Origin of the sequence: Bacillus cereus group sp. Bc010, assembly GCF_027716745.1 — a bacterium.
GTDB lineage: Bacteria > Bacillota > Bacilli > Bacillales > Bacillaceae_G > Bacillus_A > Bacillus_A pacificus.
In genome coordinates, this window is sequence record NZ_JAQFUY010000001.1 from 561655 (window position 1) to 576038 (window position 14384).

Sequence of the window (14384 nt, forward strand, 5' to 3'; positions counted from 1 at the left end):
GTGGAAACCTAAAGGGCGTATTACAATCAATGTAATTTGTGCTTATTCAACATGAAGTTAAGGAATAATAAATAAATCTAAAAGAAAGCAATCTTTTTAACAGCACATATAATTACATTTACTCATACAGTACTAGTATGGTACAATATGGTTATTAACGACGGAAAGGAATGATGGGTGGACGATGATTAACTAATCTTATTTTTAAATGTTGAAATTCAATATATTTCAATTTCTAAAAAATAGGATTAGTCTGCCCAATTTCCATACAACGGTATTGCTATTTATGTTGCGCAATAGCTTATTTGGGTATAAATATTTTAACGACTAATCCTGCCAAATTTATTTGGGAGGATTTTTTTATTCTCCCTTAATGAAAGGGATCGGTATTATGAAAGAACTATTAAAATTAAATGATGTTTATGTTGAAATAAAGGAAAATACTTTGTTAGAGAAAATGAATGTGACAGTAAGACAAGGGGATGTTATCGGATTAATCGGCAAAAATGGGGCTGGTAAATCAACGTTACTTCAATTAATAAATGGGAAGATTGAACCATCAAAAGGTACTGTTGAATGGATTCAAATGAATATGACAACAGCATATGTTGAACAAGAAAAAGAATCTTTCGTTAGTAAGGATATAATTGCAAAAGAAGCAGAACTTCTTGCGAAATGGGGCGTGCCAACGAATGATTTTTTTACTTTAAGTGGTGGTGAAAAGCTAAAAGTTCGATTAGCAAAAGGATTTGCTGAAAATCCTAATGTCTTAATATTAGACGAACCGACAAATCATCTAGATGAGATGAGTACAGAATTTCTCATTAAGCAAATTAAAAATATGAAAGGTACAGTTATCGTCGTATCACATGATCGATATTTTTTAGATGTTGTCGCGACTAGAATATGGTCAATTGAGGATAAGAAATTAATTGATCATAGCGGGAATTATACGAGTTATATGAAAGCACGTGAGCATAAAAGAATGACGCAGCAGCGTGAATATGAAAAACACCAAAAGAAGATAGAACAAGTAGAAACTCATATAAAAGAATTAAGCTCATGGTCACAAAAGGCACATGCGCAGTCCACAAAACAAGAAGGTGTGAAAGAGTTTTATCGTGTAAAGGCGAAGCGAATGGATGCGCAAGTAAAATCGAAACGAAAACGTCTTGAAAAAGAGCTTGAGAAAACGAAAGTTGAACGTGTGAAAGAAGATTATTCGGTTGAATTTTCTATTCAAGCGAATAAAAAAGTAGGGAAACGTTTTTTAGAAGTAAAACAATTACGGAAAGAATTTAATAATCGGCTATTATTTGAAAACGTTAATTTTACAATTCAGCACGGTGAGAAGATTGCGATTGTTGGCCCAAACGGTAGCGGGAAAACAACATTACTAAAGATGATTATGGGAGCGGAAACTGCTCAAGGCGAAATATGGATTTCACCATCAGCAAACATCGGTTATTTAACACAAGAAGTATTTGATTTACCACTTGATAAAACACCAGAAGATTTATTTTATAAAGATACATTTGAAGAAAGAGGAAAAGTCCAAAATTTAATGAAACATTTAGGATTTGAATCTTCTCAATGGATAGAGCCGATACGATATATGAGTATGGGAGAACGAGTAAAATGTAAGCTAATGGCTTATATTTTAGATGAAAAAGATGTACTTATTTTAGATGAACCAACGAATCATCTGGATTTGCCTTCACGTGAACAGCTCGAAAATACATTAGCTGAGTATAACGGAACACTCGTTATTGTTTCTCATGATCGATATTTTCTGGAGAAAACAACAAACACAAAACTTGTGTTTGTAAACAATACGATACAAAAGCAACTTGAAGAACCTACGAAAACAAGAGATGAAATTGAAGAGCTACGTTTAACGTTAGAAACAGAAAGACAAGAAGTATTAGGGAAATTAAGCTTTTTAACTTCTAAAGACAAAGAATATAAAGCACTGGATGAACGATTTAAGGAACTTACGAAGCAGATTAAGGAACTTTAATGTAAGTAAGGGGGATTAACATGGGAGAAGAGAGTTTGACTAAGTTATTTAGAATAGATTGTGGAGATCTATACCTACAAGAGTTTACGGTCAATGATGCAGAGAGTATTTATCAAATACATTTCAATTAAAGGCGTAAGTTAAAAATATAACTTTGGGAATGAAAAGATCGATAAAGTAATCGGTCTTTTCTTTTTCGTATAATAAAGATAGGATATTGTATTTCCTACCACTATACAATTATTATAAGATAGTTATGCGTTAATTTTAATTTGTAAATAGTATTATTATCAGTTTTTTTAGAAATCTTACAAGCGTGTAAGATAAATGAAAGATGAATCAATATGAGCTATAAGAGAATTCATTTACACTCTATTGTGAGAAGTGCAAATGAAGGGAGAATAGAAATGGGAATTTTACATGCGAAAAATATTAGTAAAGTATATAAAGGGAAAATACCTTTTAAAGCATTAGTAGATATTGATTTATCAATTCAAGAAGGTGAATTTATAGGGATCATGGGGCCATCTGGTAGCGGGAAAACAACGTTATTAAATATGGTATCTACTATCGACTCTCCAACATCGGGAGAAATAGTAATAAATGGTACGAATCCTTTCCAGTTATCATCTGAAGATTTGGCTTTATTCCGTAGAAAACAATTAGGATTTGTATTCCAATCATTTAATTTACTTAGTACGCTTACAGTGAAGGAAAATATCGTATTGCCGATGACATTAGATGGTGTTTCTGTGCAAGAAATGAATAAACGAGTAGAAGAAATTGCAGAGAAATTAAATATTACAGATATATTGAATAAAAGAACGTTTGAAATTTCAGGGGGACAAGCTCAAAGAACAGCAATTGCTCGTGCAATTGTTCATAAGCCGCAATTATTACTTGCTGATGAACCGACCGGGAATTTAGACTCTAAATCTTCAAATGATGTAATGGAGATGCTGGATACGCTTAATAAGGAAGAAAAGGCAACGATGATGTTAGTTACACATGATCCGTATGCAGCTAGTTTTTGTAGCCGAGTAATCTTCATAAAAGATGGTCAACTGTATAACGAAATTTATCGTGGTGAAAGTCGGCAAACCTTTTATCAAAAGATTATGGATGTCCTTTCTTTGTTAGGAGGGAAAAGGCATGACTTTTCGTCAGTTCGCATTTAATAATATTTTTCGAAATAAGCGTACATATGCTGCCCATTTTTTAAGTAGTGCATTTTCGATTATGATTTTCTTTACATATGCCCTTTTATTATTCCATCCTGATTTACAGGGGGAGTTGAAATCGACAAGTAAAACAATAAGTACATTTGGTACATTAGGATTTCAAATATCCCAAGGTTTGATTTTTGTCTTTTCATTTTTCTTTATTTTATATTCAGTGAGCTCGTTTTTAAAAACGCGTAAGAAAGAATTTGGTATTTTAATGATGCAAGGTATGTCAATGAGACAGCTTAAGCAGTTATTGTTAATTGAAAATATGTTAATCGGACTTGGTTCGATTTGTATTGGTATCCTCATTGGCCTCATATTTTCTAAACTAGTTTTACTAATCAGTGCCAGTGTATTAATGATTAGTAATGGTTTACCTTTTTATATACCAGTGCAGGCTGTATTATTAACAGTTTTCACGTTTCTTGTCTTATTTTTAATCGTTTCGTTAGTTACATTTAAAACGGTTAAAGTAACCGAACTTGTGGAACTTATTCAAGCTGGAGAAAAGCCAAAGCCTGAACCGAAAGCTTCAATAATATTATCGTTACTTTCTTTAATTAGTATAGGGTATGGATATATTTCAGTATTTCGCTTTATTCAAAATCATAGTTTTATCATGCTCGTAATGGGTGTGCTCTTAGTAATTATAGGAACGTACTTTTTATATACACAATGTAGCGTTTATATATTGCATCTTGCGAAAAGGAGTGAATTTTTCTTTTTAAAGAGAACAAATATATTAACGTTTTCAGAATTAATTTACCGTATGAAAGATAATGCAACTATGTTTTTTATAGTGTCTATTATTTCAGCAGTTGCTTTTACAGCAATTGGAACTACAGCTGCTATTGGGAATAAAGAATTGGTAAGAATGACAAACCCATATACGTTTCTTTATATAGGTCCTGAAAAAGACAAAGTGGTGGATAAACATCTATCTATTATAAAAAAACATCTTGCTGATGCGAATATTCCATATCGAACAGCTTCATCTTCTTATAAATATACAGAAAGTAATGTATATGTAATGAAGTTAAGTGAATATAACGAACTTGCGAGAGCGCTAGGATATCAACAAGAAACAATTGAAAAAGAAGATGAAATATTACTAATCCCTGGAATGGTATCACAAAAACAAGAATTTAAAAATGGTGATTATAAAAAGAATATTGAAGTCATTGAAGGAGATTGGATAAAGACATTTCGTGTGAAAAAAGCTGTAGAAAATTTAGTTTTACCACATGATACTAGCGGTATTTTTATCGCGGTTCAAGATCGTGTATATGATGGTATTCCTTTTAATATCAATCAAGATGATGTAGTTATTCAACATCGTACATACGGATTTGTTGTAGATGACTGGATAAAGACGAAAGAAATTTCAAATCAATTAAATAGTATATTCAATGCAGATGCAAGAGAAGATAATTTCCATTTTCAAGCTTTGACTTTAAGTTTGTTAGAGGCAAAACAAACGAATGGATTATTACTTATGGCCAGTGTTTTAGTTGGAATCGTCTTCTTCACATTTGCCGCTAGTTTTATTTACTTCCGGTTATATACTGATTTGGATCGCGATCAACAACAATATAAAATGATTTCGAAAATGGGATTAAGTAAGCGAGAGTTGAAAAAAGTTGTAACGAGACAGTTATTATTAATGTTCTTTTTACCGATTACCATTGCAGTAATACACACAGTGGTTGCTTATATGGCATTACAACAATTAGTCGATTTTTCTATTTTAAATAGTTCTATTGTAATTTTAATTTCATTTATCTGTATACAAGTTTTATATTTCTATATAACTCGTTGGCGTTATTTACAAAAGCTTTATAAAACTATGGAACAGTAGGGAATATGAGTAAGTAAGACTGCATAAAAGCATGTAAAAACAATTTGAGTTATGAAAGGAACTGTGATGAAGAAAATATTATCTATTTTCATTTTAAGTATATTAATGTTAATAAGTTTAAGTGCATGCTCTAAAAATGAAAACAGATTTCCAGCTAACGGTGTATTAATCATTGGAGATGAAAATAATACTTTATCAATTATGAATCGTTATCAGGAAATTACGAAAGAAAATGAAGTGTTTTCTGTGAAAACGGGTACATTTGGAAATGGACAAGTTTTAATTTTAAATGAATCTACAGCACAAGCGTTGATTAAAACAAAGATTTTTCGTGAAAGAGAGAATGGATCCAAATTTAGACCTATAGATACGTTACCTAAGTTACCAAAAGAAGGCTCGATTTTGTTGGCACAAGAAGATGAAAAAAATTTAAAAAGTATTGAATTAGAAGGAAAGGAGTTTGCTGTTAAATACGGTAGTGATGCTTGGATAGGTAACACTCGTAAATATCCAACACAAGCGTATGTAATTGTAGCAAAAGATAGTGTGTATAAAGAATTAAAAGCAAATGAAACGAAAATGCATCTTCTCCACCTGAACAAGTCTTTAGGTGATGAAAAACCTAAAATGTCGACAGATAATACATTAATAAATGAAAAAGTAAAAGTAGAAAAGTTAATTAAAGATCATCAAGGGGAAGTATCATTTCAGTTTGTAACGATTGGAGAAAAATCTTAAAAAAGAGTTCGAGGTTGATAGAAATTTTATCAATCTCGAACTCTTTTTACTTTAGAGCATTCATATAACATAGATTACATTACTTCATTTAATCGAGTCTCACTCGTTTCTTCAATCGCAGTTGAATTTTGAACTGAATTATTTTGTGTTTCTTTTTCTTTACGAGCCTTTTGTAGCATTTCAAGTATAATCCATAAAGGAACACCTTTATCTTTTAGCATCTTCCATAAATCTAATTCATTAAATTTATGCTCAGGTTGTTTCATCTCTTTTTCAGATGAACGAATATCAAATTTGATGGGATCATTTGATTTTTTATTTTCAAGTTTAGTAGAAGAGATAGTATTATGCTCAAGATTAGACGGAGTTATTTTAGTAGGTTGAGATAATGTATGAATATTTGATTTGATTTGCATGCTTTTTCCTCCTTTTCAAGCAATGAGATTAGTTTTCTTATGGTTTTTAAATCTTTTTAACATGAGGAAACTATATCTAATTATAAATTCAAATAAACAGATTTACAAGATGTATTGTAAAAAGTAAAAATTCACTTGAATTAATATTTATCAACATTTGTATATGTTTTCTATATATACAACGTATATATAATACTTTACATTATGTTTAAGTTATGAATGCATGATGTAAATTAAAAAATATAAACGTTTTACTAGGGGGAGTATGGGGTAGAGAAGAAATGCTTGGCGTAAAATATTGGGGTGGTGTTCATGATATACAGGAAGATTACATTTGCCTCATTTCACGATGAATAAAGTGTTAATAGGGAACTTAAGTTCCTATGCAAGATATGAAGGAAATCATCCATTAATTGATACTGTTTGGTGGCAAAAAGACGGTGTAGTAAATACAAATTCTATGATTGTATCTTCTACTAATACTGCTGTAAATAATTATGAGCCTTTACAGGTTGGAAGATGGAATCATATCGAAACGAAAGCAAATTAGGACAATCTCGACATGGTAGGATGAAGTGTTTCAGACACATTAGGTTTTTCTAGTATTCAAGAGTTTTATAGAACAATCGCTGAAAAGCTATTACGTTTACCGAAATAGGTAATAATAAAGCGCTCTCGATGGAATTCGAGGGCGCTTTATTATATATTATATTGAAAGAGGGATTGGATAGAAAAATATGGGGGGATATTATGAAAATTAAAGTTGTACTCTCAGGATATGGAACAGTAGGAAAAGAGTTTATAAAATTACTACATGAAAAATGTTCATATATATATGAAACTTATGGTATAGAGTTAGTTGTAAGTGGCGTATTAGGCAGAAATGTTGCAATACATAATAAAGATGGATTATCTATTCATAACTTATTAATGTATGGTAGCAGTAGTGCTGCAATTGAAAAGTATATAGAATATCATCCGGAGGAACGTGCAACAGATAACATAAGTGGTACAGTGCTGGTAGAATCAACAGTTACAAACCTTAAAGATGGAAATCCAGGGAAACAATATATAAAACAAGCGATTGAGAAACAAATGGATATAGTAGCAATTTCAAAAGGTGCGCTTGTTACAAACTGGAGAGAAATAAATGAAGCAGCAAAAATCGCAAATGTACGAATTCGATATAGTGGTGCAACTGCTGCGGCATTACCGACACTTGATATTGGTCAATTTAGTTTAGCTGGTTGCCATATTGAAAAAATAGAAGGAATATTAAACGGGACTACAAATTATATTCTTTCGAAAATGAATGAGGAAGATATTATGTTTGAAGAAGCACTGAAAGAAGCGCAACGTAAAGGAATTGCTGAGACGAATCCAATATTGGATGTAAGCGGATCTGATAGTGCTTGTAAATTGTTACTTTTGACAAACAGTTTAATGGGAACAGAGCATATGCTTACAGATATACATATAAAAGGAATTGAACATGTTACAAAACAACAAATTCGAAATGCTAAGGAACAAAATAAATTTGTTAAATTAATAGCTTCAGCGTATAAGGAGCAGGATGGTAAAGTGACTCTTAAAGTAGAACCGTACGAAATAGATAAGAATCATCCGCTAGCAAATGTAAATGGGACAGAAAAAGGGATTACGTTCTTTACAGATACGATGGGGCAAGTTACTACAATTGGTGGTGCATCAAATCCACGCGGAGCCGCAGCAGCAGCTTTAAAAGATATAATTAACTTATACCGTAAAGATTTATCCCTTAGTAACAGGTAGTAAAACGCCTGGTTCGTGAGGGCTAATAATCAGTGAGCTTAATAAACAATCCCATTGATTAAAGTTCCACTTTATAAGACCGTACCGCCCTTTATAAAAAATACATATGTAGTGGACCTTTTGAGAATGAAATAATTATGCAAAAATGATTGCAGGGGGTAAGGAATTGTTTAAAGATTTTAAAGTTGTCAAAGAGCGTCCCGTTTATATTCAATTGAAAGATTATTTAAAAAAGATGATTATGAAAGGGCATTTGCTCGGGGATCAAAAAATTCCTTCGACGAGGGAACTTAGCGAATTATTAAGTGTGAGCAGAAATACTGTGCTAGCTGCTTATGCGGATTTAGAGCAAGAAGGACTTATATATGCAGTAAAAGGAAAAGGGAATTTTGTTGCGAAGGTTGATATTTCAAACACTTCGTCTGTTGAAATAGATTGGAAAAATAAACTTAATACAGTTACTTTATTAGCGGATGAATTAGATTTAATGAAACATGGTGTTCGCTGGGAAAAAGGAATGATTGTTTTTAACAGTATCGCTCCGGACGAAAAGCTATTTGATGTGGAAAATTTCAAAAGAGCTTTTCTTACTCGTATGTCCATTGAAGGTGATGTCGTATTAAATTACGGATACGCAAAAGGCTATAGACCGTTAATGAAATATCTACTTCATTATATGGAAATGAAAGGTGTAGATATTTCGAATAAAGACATTTTAATTACAAATGGATTTACAGAAGGGTTAGACATTGTTCTATCCTCGTTATCAAAGAAATCAGGGCGGGTTATTTGCGAGAATCCGACTCATCATGCTGCACTCAAGCTTTTCCGCCTACATGGTCTTGAAGTGCATGGAATAAATATGAATGAAGATGGCATTGATACGAACGAAGTGGAAAAAAGCTTGCGTGAAAAAGAGTTTGATTTTGCGTATTTAATTCCTTCCTATCATAATCCAACCGGTATTGTTACGAGTTCAGAGAAAAGAACGGAACTGATGAGATTATTTTCAAAATATAAGGTTCCTATTATAGAAGATGGATTTAATGAGGAACTACGTTATTCAGGTTCACATTTAGCCCCACTATTAACTTTTGCTGGTGCTGGTAATAATGTGATTTATATTAGTAGCTTTTCGAAGGTACTTTTCCCTGGTTTACGTGTTGGATGGATCATTGCAGATAAAGAGCTGATTCATTATTTAGAAAGTGTAAAAAGAGCAAGAACAATTCACACATCTACTTTAGATCAAGCTGTTCTTTTTCAATATTTACATGAAGGATATTTTGAAAAATATTTAAAAAAGGCAAGGTCTGTTTATAAGAAAAAATATGAGTTAGCTGTTGGGGCGTGTAACGAGTACATTCCGTTTCAAAGAATGACCGGTGATGGTGGACTTCATTTATTTATAGAGTTAGAAGAAAAAATTCATGCCCGCACACTTTTGCAAAAGTGTTATGAGCAAGGGGTTACTTTTTCTCCTGGAGATGTGTTTTATTCTGATGGAGAAGGAGCGACCACTTTTCGATTAGGATTTTCACGTCTGAAAGAAGAAGAAATAGTTCGTGGCATTAAAATAATCGGTGATACAATAAAAAACGAAATTTGGAGTTGAGGAAATGAGAATTGGCGTTATTATGGGAGGAGTATCCTCTGAAAAACAAGTATCCATTATGACTGGAAATGAAATGATTGCAAATTTAGATAAAAATAAATATGAAATTGTACCAATTACATTAAATGAAAAAATGGATTTAATCGAAAAAGCGAAAGACATTGATTTTGCATTGCTCGCATTACACGGAAAATACGGAGAAGATGGAACTGTTCAAGGAACGCTTGAAAGTTTAGGTATTCCTTATAGCGGAAGCAATATGTTATCTAGCGGTATATGTATGGACAAAAATATTTCGAAAAAGATTTTACGTTATGAAGGAATAGAAACACCAGATTGGATTGAACTTACAAAAATGGAGGATCTAAATGTTGATGAATTAGATAAATTAGGATTTCCGTTAGTGGTAAAACCAAACTCTGGTGGCTCGAGTGTGGGGGTAAAGATTGTCTATGATAAAGATGAATTAATTTCAATGCTGGAAACGGTGTTCGAATGGGATTCAGAAGTAGTAATAGAGAAATATATAAAAGGTGACGAGATTACATGTTCCATTTTTGATGGAAAACAATTACCTATTATTTCAATTCGACATGCGGCGGAGTTCTTTGATTACAATGCGAAATATGATGATATTAGTACAATTGAAGAAGTTATTGAACTTCCAGCTGAACTTAAGGAACGTGTAAACAAAGCGTCACTGGCTTGCTATAAAGCATTAAAATGCAGCGTTTATGCAAGGGTGGATATGATGGTGAAGGATGGTATTCCATATGTAATGGAGATTAATACATTACCAGGGATGACGCAAGCGAGTTTACTACCAAAAAGTGCAGCTGCAGCGGGAATTGAATATAGTAAACTATTAGATATGATTATTGAAACTTCATTAAGAGTAAGAAAAGACGAAGGATTTTAAGTAGTGGTATCATGAATAACTTTTGACAGTTACATGAAGTATGTTATGATGAATACAATACGAAAATTAAATATTTTATCCACTAGGGGGGCCTATTATAGGCTGAGATCAAATTGGAATTTGAGACTCTTAGTACCTGATCTGGTTAATACCAGCGTAGGGAAGTGGGAAAGACATTGCTATTTAATAAATAAAAACTGTCAATTTCACTTTCTTTACGCCTGTAAAGAAAGTTTTTTTGTTTTACAGATTTAATAATGGTGGGTAAATACTTAAATTTTATACATAATTGGAGGGACTTAAATGACTTTTTCACAATCATTACGTAAAGAAGTAGATTCAATTTGGGAAGCTAGTTTTCATCATCCTTTTGTAAAAAAACTTGGTGAAGGAACGTTAGATTTAGCTAATTTTCGCTATTACGTGCTTCAAGATTCATATTATTTAAGTCATTTTGCTAGAGTACAAACTTTAGGAGCTGCAAAAGCACTAGAATTAGAAACGACAGCTCGTATGGCACACCATGCTCAAAATACATATGAGGCGGAATTATCTTTACATGAGAATTTTGCGAAGAAATTAGGGATAACACAAGAAGAAAAAGATACTTTTATCCCTGCTCCAACTGCATACGCATATACTTCACATATGTATCGTGCTGCGTATGAAGGGCATTTAGGTGATATCATTGCAGCAATTTTACCTTGCTATTGGCTGTATTATGAAATTGGTGAGCGTTTAAAAGAGTGTCAGCCAGAAGAGCCGATTTATAACGAATGGATTTCTGCTTATGGATCTGATTGGTTCCGAACATTGGTGGAAGAGCAAATCACACGATTAGATGCAATAGCTGAAAAAGTAACAGAGGCAGACCGAAATCGAATGAAACAACATTTTATTATTAGCAGCCAATATGAATATTCATTTTGGGAAATGGCTTATACATTAGAAAAGTGGCCGATAAGTACAGAAGAGAAAAACGTAATCGGATAAAGAGAAGAGGTATTGCTATTCACAGGTATGAATCATACTTATGTATATAATTTAACAAAAGAAGTATCGCAAAAAGGCGCATCAATCTAAATGCGTCTTTTTTCAATTTATTGTAAAGTTATTGTAAATGATAAATACATTACATTATTTATATTGTATAATTTGAATGTATTAAAAAATAGTTTTTAAGGGGGCTGTATATGATAATTACTTTTCATTTTTAAATGAGCTGTTTCAATAATATATGGTTCAGAGAAATGTTTTTTTACTTTTCTTTTAAATACTTGATGTAAATGGATTAGAGTAAGTGCTATTTTTCTAGTTTTTTGACAATCAAGACAAATAAAGAAAGGAAGTAATCATTTTATGGGAAAATTAAAGTTGTTAACATTTGAAAATATAATAGAACCTCTTTTAAACGAAAGCGTATCATTTATATATTTTCCTATTGAATGGCTCGATATTGTAGAGATACATTATAAGACATTTTTATTAACGAGTAAGTTGAAACGATTGAATGAAAGATTATATGATATGTTTTCTGATATATTATTTATTCAGCATAATCCATATGTATTAAATGAAAATACACCATGGATTGTATGTAAAGAACCTATTAGAAAAGAACAACTTGATTATATTTTTCAAAGTTGGTATGAGATTATTCATGATTGGAAACCTAATAAATTAATAGAATCGCCAAAATATGAATGGCATTACGATTTAATTTCTAATTTAACAGTACTACATGATAAGGAAGTATATTCTAAATGGGTGCCCGCTTTAATTTCACATATTTTTTGTGAACGTCCTGTACAATTAGAAAATATAAATGAAGAAGATATATATTTTTCTCCTCTTAGATCACAAAATATTTGTGAGGCGATGTCAGAGCCTATTAAAGATGAAAAAACACAAGACTATTTCGCCTATGTATTTCGGTTCGAATATATAACGCGCGGAGGAGAGAACATTCCATTATTAAATGTTTCAATAGGAATTCGGAGGTTTTATCAAGAATATAACCATCCAGACATTCCTTTGCTATTAAGACGAAAACGGGGCATGATATTAATTTCTACTCCAGAATTTGCATCGAATAATAAGAAATTACGATTTGTAAAACTAAAAGTTCAGCAGGCTACAAACGGCATCAAATGGATTAAGATATTTAGAAATTTAAAAGATGATTTTCGTATAGGTGGAGAAGTTGAATTAGAGCATATTCTTCAATATCCGAAAGATTATATGCTAGGAGCAAATCTTAGGGTACTTCTTCCATACAATGAGAGGATATATAAAGTTCAAGGTACTAAAATAAAATCTGGTATAAAAGCAAAAGAAAGAGAGTATCTATTTAAAGGGTTTCAACAAAAATTTTCTTATTTCACATTACTACCAGAATGCAAAAAGATGGAAACAGATAATAGGAAAGAATTATTCCCTTTAATTGCACCAAAAGGATTAGAGACTATAACGCTAGAAATATGGTCTGAAAAAATATCGCTGGAAGTAGAACAAGCATTATTTGAAAGTGAAATTGTGTTAGCTCAAATTAGTGAGTCATCATATATATTAAATGCAGATTCGCCAGTGTTGTTAAAAATAGTAAGATGTAATATTGAAAAGGTATTGCAAAATCCATATAAAATGCAATATTGCCAGAAGTATAAAACGAATTTAGTAGAGGATGTTATGAAAGCGGTTTATGCTACTGCAGGTGAGCGTAATGATGCGACATTGGCGTTAATTGCAATGAAAAATTGTGATGGACGTGAAAAAATTGATCCAAAGCAAATTGTTAGAGAAGGATTTGCACGAACAAACCGTATTTCAGCATTTATTAATTTATTTATAGGTCAAAGTGTATCTCGTAAAACGATTATAAATGGTATTTTGAGTTTATTAGAACAAAAAGGATTTTTAAAACGTAGTTGGAATAAGATAAATTTACCTTGTACATATGTTAATTTATCAATTGAACGAATCTCGAAATTTGATTTCTTACCCATTTTTTCAAAAATAAAAGGAAAAGAAATTTCATATAAATTATATGGGAATACAGAGTGGCAAACGATTGATCGTTTATTATTAAATGTAGATAAACATAACACCTTTTTGCCGCAGCCTTCAAAAAGAAATGATATGGGCATTCAATTTAAACAATTTGTTTCTGAAACATTAGCGGAAATTTTACAACCTGCAAAAGAGCAAAATGAGCAAGTATACTTTATTATAGATGCGAATGTAAGAAAACATTGGATAAAAGAGGTTCAAAATGAAAAAATTGATATAGATACTTTCCCTGACATTGTTCCAGATGTGCTAAAGGTTCCAAACTTAAATGCTGTAAGAATAAATACATCTTTTGATGTACCAAAATACGGTGTGATAGAATGTGATGACGTACTAGATAGTACGAGTTTATATATAGATCAAAAAGGAATGTATTATAGCACTGGTGAGTATCTGTGTAATGATAGTGAAACATTGCATCGATATATACTTGAAATATTACCTCTAGGTGTAAAAGCTGTTGAAAGGAACTATATTGCCAAAATGGTACATTACATGTGCTGTAATTCAAGTATGCTTTTGGAAAAGAATATACACATGCCATATTCTATGCATATGGCGAAAGTAATAAAGAGCTATATGACGGATATAGATGCAAGAGAGTTTAAAGAGTTTGATGATGAATTGGATGTAGATATTATAAAAATAGAAAAGAAAGATTCAATTATTCTACTGTAAATAATAATAAACAAATCCTGCTCATTATATCGATCAGGATTTGTCATTTTTTCA

The 14384-nt window shown here is 31.7% G+C and carries 10 protein-coding genes, 2 pseudogenes and 1 riboswitch; of the genes and pseudogenes, 11 read left to right on the forward strand and 1 reads right to left on the reverse strand.

Annotated features, from left to right (window positions below):
- Nucleotides 1–391: 391 nt before the first annotated feature.
- From abc-f to PDQ68_RS02875, 5 genes and pseudogenes are all read left to right on the forward strand, one after another.
- Complete coding sequence (gene abc-f, locus PDQ68_RS02860; protein WP_061182430.1) at nt 392–2020, forward strand: ribosomal protection-like ABC-F family protein; 1629 nt, start codon at nt 392–394, stop codon at nt 2018–2020.
- Between the two features lie 20 nt (nt 2021–2040).
- Nucleotides 2041–2139 (forward strand): annotated as a pseudogene (locus PDQ68_RS28860) (acetyltransferase); the annotation flags it as partial.
- A 288-nt stretch (nt 2140–2427) separates the two neighbouring features.
- Entirely contained in the window at nt 2428–3198 is a 771-nt protein-coding gene (locus PDQ68_RS02865) for an ABC transporter ATP-binding protein (protein WP_000511813.1), read from the forward strand.
- Nucleotides 3173–5104 (forward strand): ABC transporter permease, encoded by a 1932-nt coding sequence (locus PDQ68_RS02870; RefSeq protein WP_046647115.1) that lies wholly within the window; start codon nt 3173–3175, stop codon nt 5102–5104. Before PDQ68_RS02865 ends, PDQ68_RS02870 begins: the two co-directional genes overlap by 26 nt.
- 66 nt (nt 5105–5170) lie before the next feature.
- Complete coding sequence (locus PDQ68_RS02875; protein WP_048554571.1) at nt 5171–5842, forward strand: lipoprotein BA_5634 family protein; 672 nt, start codon at nt 5171–5173, stop codon at nt 5840–5842.
- A gap of 74 nt (nt 5843–5916) precedes the next feature.
- Here PDQ68_RS02875 and PDQ68_RS02880 read toward each other — a convergent pair whose 3' ends face one another.
- The gene (locus PDQ68_RS02880; protein ID WP_016717573.1) at nt 5917–6258 is read right to left on the reverse strand and encodes a DUF3914 domain-containing protein; all 342 of its coding nucleotides are present in this window, start codon (nt 6256–6258) and stop codon (nt 5917–5919) included.
- A 328-nt stretch (nt 6259–6586) separates the two neighbouring features.
- Between PDQ68_RS02880 and PDQ68_RS02885 the strand changes: the two are divergent.
- The 6 genes and pseudogenes from PDQ68_RS02885 to PDQ68_RS02910 all read left to right on the forward strand — a co-directional run.
- Nucleotides 6587–6916: pseudogene (locus PDQ68_RS02885) on the forward strand (lipase); the annotation flags it as partial.
- A gap of 92 nt (nt 6917–7008) precedes the next feature.
- On the forward strand, nt 7009–8049 hold the full coding sequence (locus PDQ68_RS02890; protein WP_061182380.1) for a homoserine dehydrogenase: 1041 nt from the start codon (nt 7009–7011) through the stop codon (nt 8047–8049).
- A gap of 166 nt (nt 8050–8215) precedes the next feature.
- Nucleotides 8216–9664 (forward strand): MocR-like pyridoxine biosynthesis transcription factor PdxR, encoded by a 1449-nt coding sequence (pdxR, locus tag PDQ68_RS02895; protein ID WP_016717576.1) that lies wholly within the window; start codon nt 8216–8218, stop codon nt 9662–9664.
- Nucleotides 9665–9668: 4 nt separating this feature from the next.
- Complete coding sequence (gene ddlB / locus PDQ68_RS02900) at nt 9669–10583, forward strand: D-alanine--D-alanine ligase (RefSeq protein ID WP_016717577.1); 915 nt, start codon at nt 9669–9671, stop codon at nt 10581–10583.
- 74 nt (nt 10584–10657) lie between these two features.
- A riboswitch (TPP riboswitch) is annotated at nt 10658–10763 on the forward strand.
- Nucleotides 10764–10886: 123 nt separating this feature from the next.
- On the forward strand, nt 10887–11576 hold the full coding sequence (gene tenA / locus PDQ68_RS02905; protein WP_016717578.1) for a thiaminase II: 690 nt from the start codon (nt 10887–10889) through the stop codon (nt 11574–11576).
- Between the two features lie 366 nt (nt 11577–11942).
- Nucleotides 11943–14330: an RNaseH domain-containing protein gene (locus tag PDQ68_RS02910; protein ID WP_062822553.1), complete on the forward strand. Its 2388-nt coding sequence runs from the start codon at nt 11943–11945 to the stop codon at nt 14328–14330.
- Nucleotides 14331–14384: the final 54 nt, after the last annotated feature.

What these genes read in the sequence shown, in the direction of transcription:
- abc-f (WP_061182430.1), top strand. Translation starts at nt 392, where the DNA reads ATGAAAGAACTATTAAAATTAAATGATGTTTATGTTGAAATAAAGGAA.
- PDQ68_RS02865 (WP_000511813.1), top strand. Translation starts at nt 2,428, where the DNA reads ATGGGAATTTTACATGCGAAAAATATTAGTAAAGTATATAAAGGGAAA.
- PDQ68_RS02870 (WP_046647115.1), top strand. Translation starts at nt 3,173, where the DNA reads ATGACTTTTCGTCAGTTCGCATTTAATAATATTTTTCGAAATAAGCGT.
- PDQ68_RS02875 (WP_048554571.1), top strand. Translation starts at nt 5,171, where the DNA reads ATGAAGAAAATATTATCTATTTTCATTTTAAGTATATTAATGTTAATA.
- PDQ68_RS02880 (WP_016717573.1), bottom strand. Translation starts at nt 6,258, where the DNA reads ATGCAAATCAAATCAAATATTCATACATTATCTCAACCTACTAAAATA.
- PDQ68_RS02890 (WP_061182380.1), top strand. Translation starts at nt 7,009, where the DNA reads ATGAAAATTAAAGTTGTACTCTCAGGATATGGAACAGTAGGAAAAGAG.
- ddlB (WP_016717577.1), top strand. Translation starts at nt 9,669, where the DNA reads ATGAGAATTGGCGTTATTATGGGAGGAGTATCCTCTGAAAAACAAGTA.
- tenA (WP_016717578.1), top strand. Translation starts at nt 10,887, where the DNA reads ATGACTTTTTCACAATCATTACGTAAAGAAGTAGATTCAATTTGGGAA.
- PDQ68_RS02910 (WP_062822553.1), top strand. Translation starts at nt 11,943, where the DNA reads ATGGGAAAATTAAAGTTGTTAACATTTGAAAATATAATAGAACCTCTT.